Origin of the sequence: Vogesella urethralis, from assembly GCF_007644045.2 — a bacterium.
Lineage (GTDB): Bacteria > Pseudomonadota > Gammaproteobacteria > Burkholderiales > Chromobacteriaceae > Vogesella > Vogesella urethralis.
Genome location: NZ_VMDW02000087.1, coordinates 95,280 through 115,192 on the forward strand (window position 1 = coordinate 95,280; position 19,913 = coordinate 115,192).

16 protein-coding genes are annotated in these 19,913 nt (G+C 68.5%); 9 read left to right on the top strand and 7 right to left on the bottom strand.

What is annotated here, in order from left to right; genetic code table 11:
- Nucleotides 1-54: 54 nt before the first annotated feature.
- Together FLQ03_RS09485 and FLQ03_RS09490 are read left to right on the top strand one after the other, a co-directional pair.
- The gene (locus FLQ03_RS09485) at nucleotides 55-1,137 is read left to right on the top strand and encodes an agmatine deiminase family protein (RefSeq protein WP_144371183.1); all 1,083 of its coding nucleotides are present in this window, start codon (nucleotides 55-57) and stop codon (nucleotides 1,135-1,137) included.
- Nucleotides 1,138-1,268: 131 nt separating this feature from the next.
- Complete coding sequence (locus FLQ03_RS09490) at nucleotides 1,269-1,604, top strand: hypothetical protein (RefSeq protein WP_144371184.1); 336 nt, start codon at nucleotides 1,269-1,271, stop codon at nucleotides 1,602-1,604.
- Between the two features lie 39 nt (nucleotides 1,605-1,643).
- Here the strand turns inward: FLQ03_RS09490 and FLQ03_RS09495 are convergent, their stop codons facing one another.
- The 7 genes from FLQ03_RS09495 to kdpA form a co-directional block, all read right to left on the bottom strand.
- Nucleotides 1,644-3,068, bottom strand: a complete 1,425-nt coding sequence (locus FLQ03_RS09495; protein ID WP_144371185.1) for an AMP-binding protein — start codon at nucleotides 3,066-3,068, stop codon at nucleotides 1,644-1,646.
- Nucleotides 3,016-3,648: a winged helix-turn-helix transcriptional regulator gene (locus FLQ03_RS09500; protein WP_144371186.1), complete on the bottom strand. Its 633-nt coding sequence runs from the start codon at nucleotides 3,646-3,648 to the stop codon at nucleotides 3,016-3,018. The genes FLQ03_RS09495 and FLQ03_RS09500 overlap by 53 nt, the downstream gene beginning before the upstream one ends.
- 142 nt (nucleotides 3,649-3,790) lie before the next feature.
- Nucleotides 3,791-4,483 carry a two-component system response regulator KdpE gene (gene kdpE / locus FLQ03_RS09505; protein ID WP_144371187.1) on the bottom strand — a complete coding sequence of 231 codons (693 nt, stop codon included), beginning with the start codon at nucleotides 4,481-4,483 and terminating at the stop codon, nucleotides 3,791-3,793.
- A complete protein-coding gene (locus FLQ03_RS09510; RefSeq protein WP_144371188.1) occupies nucleotides 4,480-7,125 on the bottom strand; it encodes a DUF4118 domain-containing protein in 2,646 nt (881 codons plus the stop codon). Before FLQ03_RS09510 ends, kdpE begins: the two co-directional genes overlap by 4 nt.
- A gap of 93 nt (nucleotides 7,126-7,218) precedes the next feature.
- Entirely contained in the window at nucleotides 7,219-7,836 is a 618-nt protein-coding gene (kdpC, locus tag FLQ03_RS09515) for a potassium-transporting ATPase subunit KdpC (protein WP_206210920.1), read from the bottom strand.
- A 24-nt stretch (nucleotides 7,837-7,860) separates the two neighbouring features.
- Entirely contained in the window at nucleotides 7,861-9,999 is a 2,139-nt protein-coding gene (kdpB, locus tag FLQ03_RS09520) for a potassium-transporting ATPase subunit KdpB (protein WP_144371189.1), read from the bottom strand.
- Nucleotides 10,000-10,012: 13 nt separating this feature from the next.
- Nucleotides 10,013-11,701 carry a potassium-transporting ATPase subunit KdpA gene (kdpA, locus tag FLQ03_RS09525; protein WP_144371190.1) on the bottom strand — a complete coding sequence of 563 codons (1,689 nt, stop codon included), beginning with the start codon at nucleotides 11,699-11,701 and terminating at the stop codon, nucleotides 10,013-10,015.
- A gap of 386 nt (nucleotides 11,702-12,087) precedes the next feature.
- Between kdpA and FLQ03_RS09530 the strand changes: the two genes are divergently transcribed.
- The 7 genes from FLQ03_RS09530 to FLQ03_RS09560 all read left to right on the top strand — a co-directional run bounded on the left by FLQ03_RS09530 (nucleotide 12,088) and on the right by FLQ03_RS09560 (nucleotide 19,822).
- Nucleotides 12,088-13,197, top strand: a complete 1,110-nt coding sequence (locus FLQ03_RS09530; protein ID WP_144371191.1) for an ABC transporter substrate-binding protein — start codon at nucleotides 12,088-12,090, stop codon at nucleotides 13,195-13,197.
- Nucleotides 13,194-14,234 (top strand): FecCD family ABC transporter permease, encoded by a 1,041-nt coding sequence (locus tag FLQ03_RS09535; protein WP_144371192.1) that lies wholly within the window; start codon nucleotides 13,194-13,196, stop codon nucleotides 14,232-14,234. The genes FLQ03_RS09530 and FLQ03_RS09535 overlap by 4 nt, the downstream gene beginning before the upstream one ends.
- Nucleotides 14,234-14,995 (top strand): ABC transporter ATP-binding protein, encoded by a 762-nt coding sequence (locus tag FLQ03_RS09540; protein WP_170252364.1) that lies wholly within the window; start codon nucleotides 14,234-14,236, stop codon nucleotides 14,993-14,995. The genes FLQ03_RS09535 and FLQ03_RS09540 overlap by 1 nt, the downstream gene beginning before the upstream one ends.
- Before the next feature lie 172 nt (nucleotides 14,996-15,167).
- The gene (locus FLQ03_RS09545; protein ID WP_144371194.1) at nucleotides 15,168-16,691 is read left to right on the top strand and encodes an ABC transporter substrate-binding protein; all 1,524 of its coding nucleotides are present in this window, start codon (nucleotides 15,168-15,170) and stop codon (nucleotides 16,689-16,691) included.
- Nucleotides 16,692-17,654, top strand: coding sequence for an ABC transporter permease (locus FLQ03_RS09550; protein WP_144371195.1), 963 nt, complete (start codon nucleotides 16,692-16,694; stop codon nucleotides 17,652-17,654).
- Nucleotides 17,655-18,452, top strand: a complete 798-nt coding sequence (locus tag FLQ03_RS09555; RefSeq protein WP_144371196.1) for an ABC transporter permease — start codon at nucleotides 17,655-17,657, stop codon at nucleotides 18,450-18,452. It abuts the gene before it with no gap.
- Nucleotides 18,449-19,822 carry an ABC transporter ATP-binding protein gene (locus FLQ03_RS09560; RefSeq protein ID WP_144371197.1) on the top strand — a complete coding sequence of 458 codons (1,374 nt, stop codon included), beginning with the start codon at nucleotides 18,449-18,451 and terminating at the stop codon, nucleotides 19,820-19,822. Before FLQ03_RS09555 ends, FLQ03_RS09560 begins: the two co-directional genes overlap by 4 nt.
- Nucleotides 19,823-19,913: the final 91 nt, after the last annotated feature.

Below are 19,913 nucleotides of genomic sequence, written 5' to 3' on the forward strand. Positions count from 1 at the left end.
GCTATGGTAAGAACAGCCTGCGGCCAACCCTGGCCACCGAAAGAAAGGAACACCATGTTCACACGCCGACACTTTCTCGCCGCCTCCGGCCTGGCCGTGCTGGGTAGCAGCCTGCCCAGGCCCAGCCAGGCTGCCACGGGCAGCTGGCGCATGCCGGACGAAGGCGAACGCCACAGCGCCACCTGGATGGCCTTTGGCCCCGGCCCCGAGATATGGGAAGACCTGCAACGCCCCGCGCAACAAGCACTGGCCCGCATTGCCAACGCCATTGCCGCCTACGAACCGGTGCACATGCTGGTGCGCGAAGCAGACCACGACACCGCCAGCCGCCTGTGCAACAACAAGGTGCAGCTGATCGTGCAGGACATCGACGACCTGTGGATGCGCGACACCGGGCCGGTGTTCGTAAAAAGCAGCAGCGGCCAGCTTGCCGGCGTGGACTTCAACTTCAATGGCTGGGGCAACAAGCAGGAACACGCGGCCGACGCCGACGTCGCCGCTTTTGTGTGCGAGCACAGCGGCGTAGCCCGCTTGCAGACCAAGCTGGTACTGGAAGGCGGTGGCATCGAGGTAGACGGCCAGGGCACCGCCATCATCACCGAAAGCTGCGTGCTCAACCCCAACCGCAACCCGGGGCTTGGCAAAGCCGCCTGCGAGGCCGAACTCAAGCGCCTGCTGGGCATCGACAAGGTGATCTGGCTGCCCGGCATTGCCGGCCGCGACATCACCGACGGCCACACCGATTTCTACGCCCGCTTCACCCAGCCCGGCGTGGTGGTGGCCGGCCTGGAAAACGACCCCAATGCCTACGACTACGCCGTCACCCGCCGCCACCTGGAGATCCTGAAAAATGCCACCGACGCCCGTGGCCGCAAGCTGAAAGTGATCCCCCTGCCGGCCCCGGCCACCACCCGCCCACGCTACCGCAACGACGACTTTGCCGCCGGCTACATCAATTTTTACGTGTGCAACGGTGCGGTCATCGCGCCGCAGTTTGGCGATGCGCGCGCCGATCGCCACTGCCAAGCCGTGCTGCGCGAACAGTTCCCCGGCCGCGACATCGTACAGCTGGACATCGATGCCATCGCCGCCGGCGGTGGCGGCATCCACTGTACGACGCAACAACAGCCGGCCTGAGGCCGCAGGCCAAAGTCAGCAACAGCCAGCCTGCCAGCGACAGCAACGGCAGCACGGGCCAGACAACGCCCCTGCGGCCAACCTTTCCGCCACCCGCCCGGCGCACCAGCCGGGCTTTTTTGGAGCACAGCATGCCCCCACCCGAGCACGAGATGAACCACGACATGAAAGACTTCCGCCAACCGATGGTGACCTCGCTGGGCATCATCCTCGGCTTCATGCTGAACTTCCTCGGCCAGTGGGCAATACAGGACGACGGCGAAATCGCCGTCACCACTACCGCCGACACGGTAGTGGCGGTAGGGTTGATTGCAGCCATCGCCATGATGCTGTGGGTACTGTTCCGCCTGCTGAACAACCGCTACCCGCTGCAGCGCGCCGGCCACTATTACCACACCACCTTCCGCGTCTACATGCTGGCCATCCTGCTGGCCTTCGGCGCGGTGACGGCGGCGCTGTTCGTGTAAAGCCGGCGCACCTGCGGCCAGCCGCAGGCGATGCCTCGCTTAACCCTGGCCGTCTTCGCGCAGTGCCCGGCGCAAAATCTTGCCCACATTGCTCTTGGGCAGGCTGGCGCAGAACACGATGCTGCGCGGCCGCTTGTAGGCGGTGAGCTGTTCGCGGCAATAGGCTTGCAGCTGGCTGGCGTCCAGCGTGGCGTCGCGCGGTACCACAAACAGCTTCACCGCCTGGCCGGCATGCGCGTCCGGTACGCCGATGCAGGCGCACTCCAGCACGCCGGGGTGCGCCGATACCACCGCCTCCACTTCGCTGGGGTACACGTTGAAGCCGGACACCAGAATCATGTCCTTCTTGCGGTCCACAATGCGCACATAGCCTTGCGCGTCCATCATGCCGATGTCGCCGCTGCGGAAGAAGCCGTCGGCGGTCATCACCTGCGCGGTGTCGTCCGGCCGCTGCCAGTAGCCCGCCATCACCTGCGGCCCGCGAATGGCAATTTCGCCACTTTCGCCCGGCGGTAATGCCCGGCCGTCGTCGTCGAGAATGGCCACCTCGGTGGACGGCACCGGCAGCCCGATGCTGCCGCTGAAGCCGCGCGCATCGGTACGGTTCAGGGTGGCGGTGGGCGAGGTTTCCGACAGGCCGTAGCCTTCCAGGATCGGGCAGCCAGTCAACTGCTGCCAGCGCTCGCTCACCGTCTGCTGTACCGCCATGCCGCCGCCCAGCGCGATGCGCAAGGCCGGGCCGGCCCAGGCGTCGTTCTGCAACACGTTGGCCACGATATTGCGGTGTGTCAGCATAGCCCCTTTGGCCACGCCGGTGGTGCCGCCGGTGTATTGCAGGAAGGCAAGATCACCAGGCGCCTTCTTTACCGGCTGCAAGCGGCCGCCCTGCCCGGCACGCAGTGCCTGCGGCCAACGTTGCGCCTGCGGCAGCTCGAAAGGCGGCACCAGCTTGCGCACACGGCGCGCCACCAGATTGACCAGCGGCCCCTTCAGCGGCCCCAGCATGTCGCCGGCGCTGGCCAGCAGTACGTGCCGCACCCGGGTCTGCGCCAGTACCTGCTGCACGGTTGCTGCAAAGTTTTCCAGCACCACGATGACCTCGGCGCCGCTATCGGCCAACTGGTGCCGCAACTCGCGGGCGGTATACAGCGGGTTGACGTTGACCACCACCATACCGGCTCGCAGGATCGCGGCCACCGCCACCGGGTACTGCAGCACATTGGGCAGCATCACCGCCACGCGCGCACCGGGGGCCAGACCCTGCTGTTGCAGCCACACCGCCAGCTGGCGCGACAGTGCGTCCAGCTCGGCATAGCGCAAGGTAGCGCCCATGCAGACATAGGCGGGGCGGTCGGCGTAGCGCTGGAAAGCGTCTTCCAGCAAAGCGGTCAGTGACGGATAGCGGTCGGGGTCAATGTCGGCGGCGACCTCTGGTGGGTAGGCCTGTAGCCAGATCTTCTGCATAGGGGGTTCCTCGTGTCGTGGTGCTGCTGTGTGGCCCGCCTTGGCTGGCGGGCTTGTTATCGTGTGTTGCCGGTTCGCTGCCCGGCAGCGGCTGCAGACGCCTCAGGCTGGCCAGCTGGTGAGTACGGGCGTCGGCAGCCGGGCCGGGCTGCAGGTCGATGTCGGCCAGCGGCAGGCAGCGCCCGTCGTGGGTGACGGCGGCCAGGCCGGCCACCGGCTGGCCACTGGCACGCTCGTACAGCTGCAGGCGGGCACCGTCCGGGTGCGGTGCCCAGGCTTCGCCCCACTGGGTCAGCGCCAGCAGCACCGGGTACAGGGCGCGGCCTTTGTCGGTAAGGGTGTATTCCACCGCGCGGCCGTCGTCCGGCGCCGGCTGGCGTAGCAGGATGCCGCTGGCGACCAAGCCCTGCAGGCGGGCACTGAGAATGTTGCTGCTGATGTCGAGGTGGCGCTGGAAGTCGTCAAAACGGTGCATGCCGCAAAAGGCGTTGCGGATAATCAGCAGCGTCCACCACTCGCCGATCAGCTCCAGCGTCTGGGCAATCGGGCAATTGATGTCGGCAAAGGAGCGCTTGCGCATGGGGTAGCCTGTGGCAGAGGAAACGTCAGGCCATCATGCCGTGATTTAGCTTGCATGATAAAAGCCAAATCCCAAACAAAAAGCCCGCTCGGGCGCGGGCTGTGGCAAACAGGCGACGGCAGCCGTGTACTCGTCGCAGGTGCTAACCCGCCGCCAGCCGGTAGCCGACGCCGGTTTCGGTCAGCAGGAAACGCGGCTGGGCCGGGTCTTGTTCCAGCTTCTGGCGCAGGTGGGCCATGTAGATGCGCAGGTAGTGGTTGTGCTCCACGTGCGCCGGGCCCCACACCTCTTTCAGCAGCTGACGGTGGGTCAGCACCTTGCCGCGCTGCGCGATCAGCGCCACCAGCAGCCGGTATTCCAGCTGCGTCAGGTGCAGCGGCTCGCCGCCACGGCTGACGCTGCGCAGGCCCAGGTCCACCACCACGTCGCCCAGCGTCACCTTGTCGCTTTCGCTGGCGGCGCTGCTGCCGCGGCGGCGCAGCTGGGCGCGCACGCGGGCTTGCAGCTCGCCGGTGCCGAACGGCTTGGTCAGGTAGTCGTCGGCGCCGGCGTCCAGCGCGGCGATCTTGTCGCCTTCGTCCACACGGGCCGACAGCACGATCACCGGCACGCTGCTCCAGCTGCGCAGGTCCAGCAGCAGCGCCACGCCGTCGCCGTCGGGCAGGCCCAGGTCCAGTACCACCAAATCAGGTTTGCGGGTGCCGGCCTCGATCAGGCCGCGTGCCACGCTGTCGGCTTCGTACACGCGATGGCCGTCTTCTTCCAGTGCGGCTTTGACAAAGCGGCGGATCACCGCCTCGTCCTCGATGACCAGAATGCTGGCGACGTTGTTCACTGCAGGTTCTCCGGGTCGAAATCCAGCGCCGGCTGCGGTGCCAGCGGCAGGCTAAGGGTAAAGCAGGCACCGCCGGCCGGCAGGTTGACCGCACTGATGCGGCCGCCGTGCACGTCGGCAATGGTGCGGCAGATGGCCAGCCCCAGGCCGACGCCGCTGATGGCAGACTCGCGCTCGCCGCGGGTAAAGGCGGTAAACAGCGCGTCGGGGTCGCCCGGCGGCAGGCCGCGGCCCTGGTCGGCCACGCTCAGCAGGATGTGCTGCGCGCTGGCGCGGGCCGTCAGCGTGATGGTACTGCCGGCGGGGCTGTATTTGAGCGCATTTTCCAGCAGGTTGACCAGTAGCCGCTCCAGCAGGATGGGGTCGGTGTACAGCATCGGGCAGTCCAGCGGCGCGTCCACCTGCAGGCGGTGGCTGGCGGTGGCGCCGCCCAGCGCGGCGATGGCGCTGCCGAACAGCTCTTGCGGCGGCAGCCAGTCGCGGCGCAGCGTTACGCCGCCGGCCTGCAGGCGGGCCATTTCCAGCAGGTTGGTCACCAGCCGCGAGATGCGCTGGCTTTGCGTTTGCAGCGTGGCGGCCTGCGCCGCGTGCGGCGACGCCTCGCGGGCAAGCTGGCGCTGCAGCGTTTCGGCCTGACCGGTCAGCGCCGTCAGCGGCGTGCGCAGGTCGTGCGACAGCGCGGCCAACAGCGAATGGCGCAGGCGTTCCGATTCCATCGCCACCAGCGTTTGCTGCGCTACGGCAATGTAATGCAGCCGTTCCAGCGTTTGCGCCGCCAGTGCGGCTACTGCCTCGGCCAGGCGGCGGTTGTCGGGTTCAGCCAACGTGGCGGGGTCGGCCACGCGCAGCACCAGCACGCCGCGGGTGCGCATCGGCGCTTTTAGCGGCAGGTACAGGCACGGCGCGTGTGGCAGCGTGTGGGTAGCCACCCCGGCTGGGGCGGCATGGTCGTAGCACCAGCGCACGATGGCGGCGTCTTCGTCCAGCGCGTCGCCAGCCTGCGGCTGCAGCGCGCCGTCTTCGTCGTCCGGCGGTAACCACAGCCGGATGTTGGCGCCCAGGCTGGCGTGCAAAAAGCGCTGGCTGATTTCGCCCACCTGTTCCGGCAGCAGGGCCACGCCCAGCTCGCGCGCCATCTCGTACAGCGTGCGGGTGTGCGCCTCGCGCAGGCGTGCCTGCGCGGCGCTGTGGCGCTGGCTGGCCACCAGCTGGCCGGCCACCAGGCCCACAATCAGCATCACCGCAAAAGTAATCAGGTACTGCACGTCGGACACCGCAAACGAGAAGTGCGGCTGCACGAAGAAAAAGTCGAACAGCGCCACCGATAGCACCGCGCTCAGCGCCGCCGGGCCGCGTCCGTATCGCACCGCCACCCACAGCACGCCCAGCAGATAGAACATCACCAGGTTGGTGGGCTCCAGCACGCCGTGCAGCGGGCTGGCCAGCACGGTGATGGCCACGCACAGCAGGCTGGCCGCCAGCCAGCCACGGCGGCTCAGCGGCCACTGCGGCCAACGTAGCCAGGGCCGCGCGCCGGTGGCCGGCGCCGGCCCGGACAGCAATAGCAGGTCGAGGTCGGCGGCGTGCTGCTGCAAGGCCTGCTGCAGGCGGCGCCCGGCCAGCGGCGCCGGCATCGCCAGCAGCGACAGATTATGGCGGCGCGCGTAGTCGGCCAGCAGGCGCGCTGGCGAGCTGCCACTCAACACCAGCGTGGTGGCACCCTGCTCGGCCGCCTGCTGCAAGGCGGCCAGTGCGGCGGCGCGGGATGCCGCGCTGCTGCGGCCGTCGTCCACCCACACCGCGTGCCAAGCGGCGTCCAGCTGCCGCGCCAGGCGCTGGCTCTGGCGTACGCTGTCGGCGCCAAAGCGGCCATCCACCAGCAGCAGCAAGCCGTGGCGGGTGGCCCACACCGGCGCCGCCTGCTGCGTGGCGCGCTGCGCCTTGACCTGGCCATCGACACGGTCGGCCATGCGCCGCAACGCCAGCTCGCGCAGCGCGATGAGGTTGCCTTTGCGGAAGAAGTTGGCCGCCGCGCGCTCGGCCACCTCGGGCAGGTAAACCTTGCCGGCGGCCAACCTGTGCAGCAGGTCGTCCGGCGGCAGGTCCACCAGCCGCACTTCGTCGGCCTGGTCGAACACGTGGTCGGGCACCGTTTCGGCCACTTCCACGCCGGTCACGCGGCTGACGATGTCGCGCAAGCTGTACAGGTGCTGCACGTTCATCGCGCTGTACACGTCGATGCCACTGGCCAGCAGCTCTTCCACGTCCTGCCAGCGTTTGGGGTGGCGGCTGCCGGCGGCGTTGCTGTGCGGCAGCTCGTCCACCACCACCAGCGCCGGGCGGCGCGCCAGGATGGCGTCGATATCCAGCGCCGCCACCGCCTTGCTGCGGTGGTCGAGCTGGCGGCGCGGCAGCACGGCCAGGCCGTGCAGCATGGCTTCGGTGTCGGCGCGGCCGTGGGTGTCCACCCAGCCCACCAGCACGTCCAGGCCCTGGGCGCGTTTTTCCTGCGCCTCGGCCAGCATGGCGTAGGTTTTGCCCACGCCGGGCGCGGCACCGAAAAACAGCTTCAGCCGGCCACGCGGGCGCGGCAGGCTGGCCAGCAGGGCGTCGGGGTCGGGGCGACGGTCGGGGTCGGTCATGGTTCTGGCTTATCGTGATCGGTTACTGGAAACAGCGGCAAGGTTGGCCGCAGGCGGCCAACCTTGTGCGTCACATGGCGCTTGCCGATGGTATCAGCTGCCGGCCAGCGCCAGGTTCAGCTGCAGCACGTTCACCCGTGCCGTGGCGTCGCTGCCGAACCAGGCCTGCTGCGCCTGCTGGCGTACCAGCTGTTCCAGCTTGCCGGCGTCCAGCTGGCGTGCGGCGGCTACGCGCGGTACCTGGTACAGCGCGGCGGCCAAGCTGATGTGCGGGTCCAGCCCGCTGGCAGACGCGGTCACCAGATCGGCCGGTACCGGGCCGGCCGGCAGCGGGCCGGCGGCTTTCAGCGCGGCGATGCGCTCGGCCACCGCCTTGGCCAGCGCCGGGTTGGCCGGGCCCAGGTTGCTGCCACCGGAGCCGGCGCCATTGTACGGCGTGCTGGCGGTGGCGGACGGGCGGCCCCAGAACTCGCCCGGTTTGCTGAAGGCCTGGCCGATCAGCGCCGAACCCACCACGCGGCCTTGCTGTTGCAGCAGCGAACCCTGCGCCTGCGCCGGAAACAGCCACTGCGCCAGGCCGGTAACGGCCAGCGGGTACACCAGACCCAGCAGCAGGGTGAGGCCCAGCAACAGGCGGGCGGCGGGCCACCACAGGGCGCTGGCGGCGGGTTTGGCAGCCTGGGTGTCGCTGCCGGACAGTACGTGTTGCATACGGTTTCCTTTATAGAAAATGGCTTACACCAGCCCCAGCAGGGCCAGCAGCATGTCGATCAGCTTGATGCCGGCAAAGGGCAGCAGCAGGCCGCCCAGACCGTACACCAACAGGTTGCGGCGCAGCAGCGCCTCGGCGCCCAGCGCGCGGTAGCGCACGCCTTTGAGCGCCAGCGGAATCAGCACCACGATGATCAGCGCGTTGAAGATCACCGCCGACAACAGCGCCGACGCCGGGCTGGCCAGCTGCATCACGTTCAGCAAGCCCAGCTGCGGGTAGGTGCCGGCAAACGCCGCCGGGATGATGGCGAAGTACTTGGCCACGTCGTTGGCCAGGCTGAAGGTGGTCAGCGCGCCGCGCGTCATCAGCATCTGTTTGCCGATTTCCACTACCTGGATCAGCTTGGTGGGGCTGGAGTCGAGGTCCACCATATTGGCGGCCTCGCGCGCGGCCTGGGTGCCGCTGTTCATCGCCACCGCCACGTCGGCCTGCGCCAGCGCCGGGGCGTCGTTGGTGCCGTCGCCGGTCATGGCCACCAGTTGGCCGCGCTGCTGGTAATCGCGGATCAGCGCCAGCTTGTTTTCCGGCGTGGCCTCGGCCAGAAAGTCGTCCACGCCCGCTTCGGCGGCGATGGCGGCGGCGGTCAGGCGGTTGTCGCCGGTCACCATCACCGTCTTGATGCCCATCTGCCGCAGCTGGGCAAAGCGCTGCTTGATGCCCGGCTTCACCACGTCTTTCAGTTCCACCACGCCCAGCACGCGGGCGCCTTCGGCCACCACCAGCGGCGTGCTGCCACGGCTGGCAATGCCGTCCACCTGCTGTTGCAGGGCCGGGCTAAAGCTGCCGCCCAGCTGCAGCACGTGGCGGCGGATGGCGTCGGCCGCGCCTTTGCGGATCTGGCGCTCGCCCAGGTTGATGCCGGACATGCGCGACTGCGCGGTAAACGGCACAAAGCTGGCGCCGGGCGGTACCAGGCCCTGGTGCAGCGCCTGTAAGGTGCCCTGCCCCAGTTGGCTTTCGCTCAGCACGCCGTCGTGGTGCGGGGCCACGGCGCGGGTTTGCTGCTGCGCCAGCACCACGATGCTCTTGCCTTCCGGCGTGTCGTCGGCCAGCGAGGCCAGCCAGGCGGCTTCGGCCAGCGCGGTGGGCGTGCTGCCGGCGGCGGCGATGAAGGCGGCGGCCTGGCGGTTGCCGAAGGTGATGGTGCCGGTCTTGTCCAGCAGCAGCACGTCCACGTCGCCGGCGGCTTCCACGGCACGGCCGCTGGTGGCGATAACGTTGGCCGTCATCAGCCGGCTCATGCCGGCCACACCGATGGCCGACAGCAGGCCACCGATGGTGGTGGGGATCAGGCACACCAGCAGCGCCAGCAGTACCGGCAGCGAGATCACCTCGCCGCTGCCGGCGGCGCCCACGCTGTACACCGAGAACGGCAGCAGCGTCACCGTCACCATCAAAAACACCAGTGTCAGCGCCAGCAACAGGATGGTGAGCGCAATCTCGTTGGGCGTCTTGCGGCGTTTGGCGCCTTCCACCATCGCGATCATGCGGTCGATGAAGGTTTCACCGGGGTTGACGCTGACGCGCACCACGATCCAGTCCGACAGCACGCGGGTACCGCCGGTCACCGAGCTGAAGTCGCCGCCCGATTCGCGGATCACCGGGGCCGACTCGCCGGTAATGGCCGACTCGTCCACGCTGGCAATGCCCTCGATGATCTCGCCGTCGCAGGGGATGAGGTCGGTGTGCTGCACCAGTACCACGTCGTCCTTGCGCAGGTCGCTGGCGTCCACCACGGTAAAGCCGGCACCGTAGCGGTACGGTGCGGACAGCTTCTTGGCGATGGTGGCTTTTTTCAGGCTTTTGAGGCTGGCGGCCTGGGCGCGGCTGCGGCCCTCGGCCAATGCCTCGGCAAAGTTGGCAAACAGCACGGTAAACCACAGCCACACGGCAATGCTGCCGGTGAGCCAGGCCGGTGCGTCGCCCTTGCCCTGCAGTGCCATCACCCACAGTACGCTGCACAGCACGCTGCCCAGGTACACCACGAACATCACCGGGTTTTTCAGCTGCTCGCGCAGCGCCAGCTTGCGCACGCTGTCGCGCAGCGCCGGCTTCAGCAGTGCCGGGTCGAACAGCGGCAGGCTGGTTTTGTTATCGCTCATTTTGGTCTCCTGCTTAACGCGCCCAGATCATCAGGTGCTCGGCCACCGGGCCCAGCGCCAGTGCCGGCAGATAGGTCAATGCGCCCACCAGCAGTACGCTGCCGACCAGCAGGCCGATGAACAGGCCGCCGTGGGTGGGCATGCTGCCGCTGGTGGTAGCCAGCGTCTTCTTGGCCGCCAGGCTGCCGGCCAGTGCCAGTACCGGCACGATGACGGCAAAGCGGCCCAGCCACATGGCGATGCCCAGCAGCGCGTTGTAGTACGGGGTGTTGGCAGACAGGCCGGCAAAGGCGCTGCCGTTGTTGTTGGCCGCCGAGCTGAACGCGTACAGCACCTCGCTGAAGCCGTGCGCGCCAGGGTTGGCCAGGCCGGCAAGACCGGGCGCCAGCAGCACGCTGGCGGCGGTGCCGGCCAGCACCAGCGCCGGGGTGGTGAGGATCACCAGCGCCACCATCTTCATGTCGAAAGCCTCGATCTTCTTGCCCAGGTATTCCGGCGTGCGGCCCACCATCAGCCCGGCCACGAACACCGCCAGCACGGCAAACACCAGCATGCCGTACAGGCCGGAGCCCACGCCGCCGAACACCACCTCGCCCAGCTGCATCAGCCACATCGGCAGCATGCCGCCCAGCGCGGTCAGCGAATCGTGCATGGCGTTCACCGCGCCGCAGCTGGCGGCGGTGGTGACGGTAATGAACAGGCTGCTGGCGGCCATGCCGAAGCGCACTTCCTTGCCTTCCCAGTTACCACTGCTGCCGTCCACGCCCAGCGCGGCCAACAGCGGGTTGCCCTGGCTTTCGGCTGCCATCACGCCGCTGGCGCAGGCGATGAAGATCACGCTCATCGCCGCGTACAGCGCCCAGCCCTGGCGACGGTCGCCCGCCAAGCGGCCAAAGGCGTGGGTGAGGCCGGCGGGGATCAGGAAGATGGCCAGCATCTGCAGCAGGTTGACGAGCTCGGTGGGGTTTTCGAACGGGTGCGCCGAGTTGGCATTGAAGAAGCCGCCGCCGTTAGTGCCCAGCAGCTTGATGGCTTCCTGCGACGCCACCGGGCCCAGCGCCAGCGTCTGCGCGTGGCCGGCCAGCGCGGTGTAATCGCTATACGCGGCCAAGGTTTGCGGCACGCCCTGCTGCACGAACACCAGCGCCAGCAGCAGCGACAGCGGCAGCAGCAGGTAGACCGACACCCGCAACACGTCGGCCCAGAAGTTGCCCAGGTCGGTGCTTTCGCGGCGGGTAAAGCCGCGCATCAGCGCAAACGCCACTGCGATGCCGGTAGCGGCGGACAGGAAGTTCTGCACCGCCAGGCCGGCCATCTGGGTGAAATAGCTCATCGTGCTTTCACCGGCGTAGCCCTGCCAGTTGGTATTGGTGACAAAGCTGATAGCGGTATTGAACGCCGAGCCGGCTTCCACCGCGCCCATGCCTTGCGGGTTGAACGGCAGCACGCCTTGCAGGCGTTGCAGCGCGTACAGCAGCAGCGCGCCCAGCAGGTTGAACACTAGCACCGCCAGCGCGTACTGGCGCCAGCCCATGCCGCTATCGCGGATACCGGCCAGCCGCAGCAGTGCGGCGTCCAGGGCTTGCCAGCGCGGGCTCACTTGCCCGGCGGCCAACGGTGCCAGCCAGGCGCCCATCGGGCGGGCAGACAGTGTCAGCAGCAGCATGAACACCGCCAGCAGGCTGAAGAATTGCAGCATCATGGCAGGTCCTCCGCGTGCAGCAGCGCATGCACCAGCCAGCCGGCCAGCAGCACGGCCAGGATGGCCGCAGTCAGGGTAAGCAGGGTCATGACGCCCTCCTGCCGGACAAAGTGTGATAAACGCGCAGCAGGCCGACAGTGCTGCCACACAGCAGCACCAGCCCGCCCAGCCAGATCAGATCTTGCATGATTACCTCGATAAGGGGAGCAACACTGCCACTGTAGGGCGCGCCATCGAAAGATCGTGCTAAATGGTGGCAGCGTGGTGTAAACGCGGTATAAAAATGCTGCGACACTTGGCCGCCCCCCCCTGCGACACTATGTCGCAGGCGCCGCGGCCAACGTTTATCGATAATCCGGCCTTTCCTTCCGTTGCCGGAGCCCCGCATGTCTGCCTTTAGCCGCCCCCTGTTGCTGGCCACCCTGTGCCTGCTGCCCGCTACCTCCCTGCTGGCCAAGCCGGTGAAGTTCACCGACGTCAGCGGCCGCGAAGTCACCGTCGATGCGCCGGCCAAGCGCGTGGTGCTGGGCTTTCACTTTGAAGAATTCACCGCCATTGCCGGTGCCAAAGCGTGGCAAAACGTAGTGGGCATCAGCAAAACCGGCTGGGCCGGCTGGCGCGCCGGCAACTGGGCACGCTACGTAGAGGTGATTCCACAGCTGAAAGACATGCCGGACGTGGGCTTTACCGACGACAACAGCTTCAGCGCCGAAAAAGTGATCGCGCTGAAACCCGACGTGCTGATCCTGCCGGAGTGGGGTTACAAGGCGCTGGGCCCGGCGGCGCAGCAGCTGAGCGCGGCCGGCATCCCCATCGTGGTGGTGGACTACAACGCGCAAACGCTGGAACGCCACCTGGCCAGCACCCGCGTGCTGGGCAAGGTGATGGGTAGCGACAAGCGCGCCGAAGAACTGGCCAGCCTGTACCAGAAGAAATACCAGGACGTGATGGCCCGCATCGCGCGCGCCAAGGCCACCGCCAAGCCCAAGGTGTACGTAGAGCTGGGCCGTGACGGCGCCGACACCATCGGCAACACCTACCGCGACACCATGTGGGGTCAGATGCTGGACAACCTGGGCGCCGACAATATCGCCAACGGCCGCATCAGCGCCAACTGGGGCCCGCTGAACCCGGAAGCCGTACTGGCAGCCAACCCGGATCACGTGATCATCGCCGGCTCGTCGTGGCAGAACCGCCCCAAGGCGGTAAAGCTGGGCTACGCCTCGGACGACGCCACCGCCCGCGCCACGCTGCTGCCGTACACCAAGCGCGCCGGCTGGGACACGCTGAAAGCCGTGCAGCAACAGCACGTATACACGCTGGACCACGGCTTGGCGCGCACGCTGGTGGACTACACCGCCATGCAGTTCATCGCCAAACAGCTGTACCCGGCGCAGTTTGCCGACGTGAACCCGGTGGCCGAGCTGCGCCAGTTCCACGAGCGCTACCTGCCGGTGAAGTACAGCGGTAGCTGGATGGTGACGCTGAAGCCGTGAGCACCCTGAGCCTGCCCCTGCCCGCCGCCCACCGGCTGGCGCCCGCACTGGCCATGCTGTTGCTGATGGCCGGCTTGCTGCTGTTGTCGCTGCTGCTGGACGTGGCCAGCGGCCCGTCAATGCTGCCGCTGCGCGAAGTCGTCGCCGCGCTGAGCGGTAGCGGCGCCGAGCGCGGCAGCGACGTCATCGTGTGGCAGATCCGCCTGCCGGTGGCGCTGATGGCACTGCTGGTAGGCGCCGCGCTGGGCTTGTCCGGGCTGGTGATGCAGACCGTGCTGCACAACCCGCTGGCCAGCAGCTACACGCTGGGCGTGTCGGCTGGCGCCGGCTTTGGCGCGGCGCTGGTGATCGTGCTGGACAGTGCGCTGCCGCTGCCGGAAACCGTCGCCGTACCGCTGGCGGCGTTCCTGTTTGCCGGTATCGCCTGCAGCGCGGTGCTGGGCATCGGCCGCGCCAAGGGCGGCCAGGCCGACAGCTACGTGCTGGGCGGCATTGCGCTGCTGTTCCTGTTTCAGGCGCTGCTGTCGCTGCTGCAATACCTGGCCTCGCCCGAGGCGCTGCAGGCCATCGTGTTCTGGCTGTTCGGCAGCCTGTACAAGGCCAGCTGGCCCAAGCTGGGGCTGGTAGCGGCCGTGCTGGCGCTGTGCCTGCCGCTGCTGCTGCGCGACGCCTGGCGCTTTACCGCGCTGGGGCTGTCGGACGAGCGGGCGCAAAGCCTGGGCGTCAACGTGACGGCGCTGCGCTGGCGCGCACTGGCCATCGTGTCGCTGCTCACCGGCGCGGCGGTGGCCTTTGTCGGCACCATCGGCTTTGTCGGGCTGATCGCGCCGCACATCGCGCGCTTTTTGCTGGGCGAAGACCAGCGCCTGCTGCTGCCCGGCGCCGCGCTGTGCGGCGCGCTGCTGCTGTCGCTGTCGTCGCTGCTGGGCAAATGGCTGTCTCCGGGGGCGCTGATTCCGATCGGCATCGTCACCGCCGCCGTCGGCGTGCCGTTCTTCCTGCTGCTGGTGATGCGCAGCAAACCGGGGGCGTGGTAATGCTGCAGGCACAACAACTGAACGTCAGCCTGGGGCGCCAGGCCATCCTGCACGATGTGTCGTTCGAGGCGCGGCCGGGCGAAGTCACCGCCCTGCTCGGCCCCAATGGCAGCGGCAAGACCACGCTGCTGAAAACACTGGCAGGCCTGCTGCCGGCACGCGGCCAACTGCAGTGGCAGGGCCAGGCGCTGCCGCTGCAACGCGGCGGCCAGCTGCACGCGGCCTGCGGCTACCTGCCGCAGGACTGCAGCACGCGCAGCCGGCTCAGCGTGACCGAGGCGGTGCTGCTGGGGCAGCTGGGGGCCTTGGGCTGGCGCGTCAGCGCCGAACAGCGCGCTGCGGTACAGCAACAGTTGGCCGCACTGGGGCTGGGCGCGCTGGCCGAACGCCGACTGTGCGAGCTCAGCGGCGGCCAACGCCAGATGGTGTTTCTGGCACAGGTGCTGCTGCGCCAGCCCGGCCTGTTGCTGCTGGACGAGCCGATCAGCGCGCTGGACCTGCAACACCAGGTGCAGGTGATGCGCAGCGTGCGCGAGCAAACGCAAGCGCGCCAGCTTACCTGCGTGGTGGTGCTGCACGATTTGAACGCCGCGCTGGCCTACGCCGACCGCGTGCTGTTGCTGCAGCACGGCCGGCTACTGGCCGCCGGCCCCGCCCGCGACATCCTTACCCCCGCCGTGCTGGCGCCGGTATTCGGCGTCGCCATCCACCAGGCACACACCGCCAGCGGCCACAGCGTGCTATGCCCGCATAGCGGCTAGCAGCGCGCTGCCCTTCTCCCTCGCCTACGCCCGGCCTGCCGCTTGCACGCCGGGCTGCTGTTTTTGGCGCGCCACGCCGCCTGCTGCGATGCGGCAAACCGCACTTGCCAAACAAAATGTTACTGTATAGCATTCCGGCCGATAATAATTCTCGATAAGACTGGAGCCCGCCATGCACCCTCTGCAATCCCGCCTTATTGCCGGCAGCCTGCTGCTGGCTGTCGGCCTGTCTGCCCAGGCCAAAGCACTGAACCTGATCGGCCCGTGGGAAATCCACAGCCTGGACCCGTCGTCGAGCAGCGGCATTCTGTTTACCCGCTTGCAAGTGGCCGAAACCCTGGTGGACGCCGATAACGCCGGCACCCTCAAACCCGGCCTGGCCAGCCGCTGGCAAGCCAGCAGCGACCAGCTGAGCTGGCGCTTCACGCTGCGCGACGGCGCACGATTTCACGACGGCAGCGCGGTAACGGCGGCCAACGTGGTGGCGGCGCTGGAAAAAGCGCGCAAGAAGCCCGGCATGCTGGAAAACGCCCCCATCAGCGCCATCCGTGCCGACGGCAAGGACGTGGTGGTGGTGCTGAGCAAACCGTTCGCCCCGCTGCCGGCGGTATTTGCCCACACCCATACCCAGGTGCTGGCACCGGCGTCGTACGCCGCCGACGGTAGCGTAAAAAGCATCATCGGCAGCGGCCCGTACCGCATCAGCCAGCTGCAGCAGCCGCAACGCGTCAGCGTGCAGGCCTTTGCCGGCTGGCAGGGCAAGAAGCCGGCCATTACCGAGGTGGGCTACCAGGCCATCGGCCGCGCCGAAAGCCGCACCCTGATGGCGGAAAGCGGCCAGGCAGACATCGCCTTCGGCCTGGACCCGGTCAGCATTACGCGGCTGCAAGCCAGCCCGCGCGTCAGCATCGTGTCCGCCACGCTGCCTCGCGCCATCCAGATCAAGTTCAACGCCGGCCACAAATGGCTGAACACCCCGGCCATGCGCCTGGCCATCAGCCAGAGCCTGAACCGCCAGGCCATTGCCACCGCGCTGCTGCGCGACCCACAGATGGCGGCCACGCAGCTGTTCCCGCCCAGCATGAAAGCCTGGCACCAGCCGGCGCTGCCGGCGCTGGCCTACCAGCCCGAGCAAGCCCGCCGCAGCTTTGCCGCGCTGGGCTGGAAGCCGGACGCCGACGGCCAGCTGGTACGCAACGGCGAGAAGCTGGCGCTGACGCTGCGCACCTACCCCGACCGCCCCGAGCTGCCGCTGATTGCCACCGCGCTGCAGGAACAGCTGCGCCAGGCCGGCATTGCCGTGCAGGTGAAGGTAGGTAACTCCAGCGAGATTCCGGCCGGCCACAAGGACGGTACGCTGGAGCTGGCGCTGTACGCGCGCAACTACGCGCTGGTGCCGGACCCGCTGGTCACGCTGCTGGGTGACTTCACCGACGACGGCGCCGACTGGGGCGTGATGAAGTGGCAGCACGCCGTGCTGTCGCAACAGTTGGCCGCCCTGGGCCAGGGCGGGCTGAAGCCGGCGCAGGCCGCCGCCGCGCGGCTGAAAGTGGCCACCATCCTGCAACAGGAGCTGCCGGTGCTGCCGGTAGCTTGGTACCGCCAGAGCGCGGCGGTGAACAAGGCGCTGCGCGGCGTCAGCCTCGACCCGCAAGAACGCAGCTACCGCCTGAGTGACATGAGCTGGGGCCGCTAAATGGCCGCCCTCACGCAACACGGCCTGGCCCGCGTGCTGGGCCAGCGGCTGGTACAGGCGCTGGTGGTCTCGCTGCTGGTGGCCACGCTGTGCTTTGTGCTGGTGCAGCAGCTGCCGGGTGACATGGCGTTCCGCATTGCCGCCGGCCGCTACGGCTACGACTACGTAGACGCCGCCGCCGCCGACGCGGTGCGGCAGGAGCTGGGGCTGACGCAACCGGCGTGGCAGCAGTTTGCCCACTGGCTGCAACAGCTGGCGCACGGCCAGCTGGGGCAATCGCTGGTGACCGGCGGCGCGGTGCTGGAAGAAATCGGCCATCACCTGGGCGCTACGCTGCAGCTGGCCGCCGCCAGCGTGGCGCTGGCTTTGGCGCTGGGCCTGCCACTGGGGCTGGCCAGCGGCCTGCGGCCCGGCGGCTGGGCCGACCGCCTGACCCTGCTGGCGAGCGTAGCGCTGCGGGCGCTGCCGCCGTTCCTGCTGGGCCTGATGCTGATGCTGGGTTTATCGGTACAGCTGGGCTGGGTGCCGGCCGCCGGCCACGGTGAGGATGGCAACCTGTTGCTGCCGGCGCTGACGCTGGGGCTGGGCCTGTGCGGCCTCACCGCGCGCATCGTGCGCGACAGCGTGCTGGCGGTGGTGCAGTCCGACTACTACCGCTTTGCGCTCACCAAAGGCCTGTCGCCGTGGCGGGCGTTCTGGCGCCACGGCCTGCGCAATATCGGCGTCACCGTGGTGGCCTACGCCGGCGTGCAGCTGGTGCTGCTGATCGAAGGCGTGGTGGTGGTGGAAAGCCTGTTTGCCTGGCCCGGCATCGGCCACGCGCTGGTGCACGCCGTGTTCTGGCGCGACGTCCCGATGATCCAGGGCTGCACCCTGCTGCTGGCCTGGCTGTTCGTGCTGCTCAATACCCTCACCGACCTGTTATGCCTGGCCATCGACCCGCGTGGCCCGGCGGAGCCGTAAATGACTTACCTTGCCTTGTTACCCTGGCACCGCCGCTTGGCCTGGCTGCTGCTGGGGCTGATCGTCCTGCTGGCCGTGGCCGGACCCTGGCTATGGCCGGACCCGGCACGCCAGGACCTGATGCAGTTTCTGGCCAGCCCCAGCCTGGCCGAGCCGCTGGGCCGCGACCAGCTGGGCCGCAGCGTAATGGCGCGCGTGGCCAGCGCCACCCGGCTGTCGCTGGGGTTGGCCGCGCTGTGCGTGCTGAGCGCCGCGCTGCTGGGTTGCCTGCTGGGCGTGCTGTCCGCCTGGCGCGGCGGCATCACCGACACCGTACTGCGCGGCGTGGCCGACGGCGTGCTGGCGCTGCCGGGGCTGCTGATCGTGCTGATTTTTTCCGCCATGGCCAAGGGCGGCTTTGTCACCCTGTACCTGGGGCTGGCGCTGGCGCAATGGGTGGAATACTTCCGCATGACACGGGCGCGCAGCCGGCTGGTACTGGCCAGCCAGCACGTGGAAGCCTCGCGCCTGCTGGGCTTTGGCCCCGGGTATATCGTGCGTCGCCACCTGTGGCCGGAGCTGGCGCCCATGCTGCTAACCATGGCCAGCTTCGGCATGGCCACCGCCATCCTGGCGCTGTCCACGCTGGGCTATGTCGGCGTCGGCCTGCAACCGCCGGCGGCCGAGCTGGGCCTGATGATGACTGAGGCCTTGCCGCATTACAGCGAAGCACCGCGGCTGGTGCTGGCCCCGGTGGCCGTGCTGGCGCTGACCTTGGCCGCACTGGTGTTGCTGCGCCCGCTGGAGGTGAAACGATGACCAGCCTGCATCTGGACGGCGTGGCCGTCTACCAGCAACAACACTGCCTGCTGCAGCCGCTGGACCTCACCCTGTACCCAGGCGAGGCACTGACCGTGCTGGGCGAAAGCGGCTCCGGCAAATCGCTGCTGGCACACGCCATCATGGGCACCCTGCCCGCCGGCCTGCGCGCCAGTGGCCAGCTGCGCCAGGGTAGCCAACTGTGGCCGCTGGCCGATGCGGCCAACCGCCGCGCACTGTGGGGCGAACAGCTGGCCATCCTGCCGCAAGAGCCGGCCACCGCGCTGGACCCCACCATGCGGGTACTGCCGCAGGTGGCGGAAGGCTGGCGTGGCGAAGCCGGCAGCGCCCAGGCCGAGGCGCGCGGCCAACTCGCGCGCCTCGGCCTGCAAGCGGCGCAGCGCCATTACCCGCACCAGCTGTCGGGTGGCATGGCGCAGCGGGTGGCGTTTGCTGCCGCCACGCTAGGCGGCGCCGGCTTGCTGCTGGCCGACGAACCCAGCAAGGGGCTGGACAACCGCGCCTGCGCCACGCTGGCGCAGCTGCTGCAACAGCATCTGGCCGACGGTCGCTGCCTGCTGACCATCACCCACGACATCACGCTTGCACGCACGCTGGGCGGCCAGGTGCTGGTGATGCGCGGTGGCGAGGTGGTGGAGCAAGGCCCGGCCAGCCGGGTATTGCAGCAGCCGCAGCACCCGTACACGCAACAGCTGTTGGCCGCCGAGCCGCAAGCGTGGCCTGCTATCGCACACCCGGCGCCGGGCGACTGGCTGCTGCAGGGCCGCAGCCTCAGCAAGGCCTACGGCAGCCAAACGCTGTTTCGCGACGTGGACATCGATATTGCCGCCGGCGAGCGCGTGGCCCTGCTGGCCGACAGCGGTGCCGGCAAAAGCACGCTGGGCAACATCCTGCTGGGGCTGACCCGTGCCGACCACGGCAGCGTGCGCTACCGCGACGGCTTGCCGCGCACCGCGTGGCAAAAGCTGTACCAGGACCCGGTGCAGGCGTTTGCGCCGCACGTGACGCTGCACACCGCGCTGCACGACGTGCTGAAGCACTGCGGCCAACCTGTCGCCAACCTGGAAACGCTGCTGCACCGGCTGCGCTTGTCGCCCGGCCTGCTGGCGCGCAAGCCGTCGCAGGTGTCGGGCGGCGAGCTGCAACGGCTGGCGCTGATCCGCACCCTGCTGCTGCAGCCGGCGCTGCTGTTTGCCGACGAACCCACTTCGCGGCTGGACCCGCTCACCCAGCAGGACACCGTGCACTGCCTGCTGGACGAACTGGCGCGCATCGGCTGCGCGCTGCTGCTGGTCACCCACGACCACGCGCTGGCCAGCCGCGCCACCGCACGCCAGCTGCGGCTGTAACCACGTACACCTGCCTTCAAGCCCCGCCTGCCCTTCGCAGCGCGGGGCTTATTACTTGGCGCGATCGCAACGTTAGCAGTTAGCCTGCAAT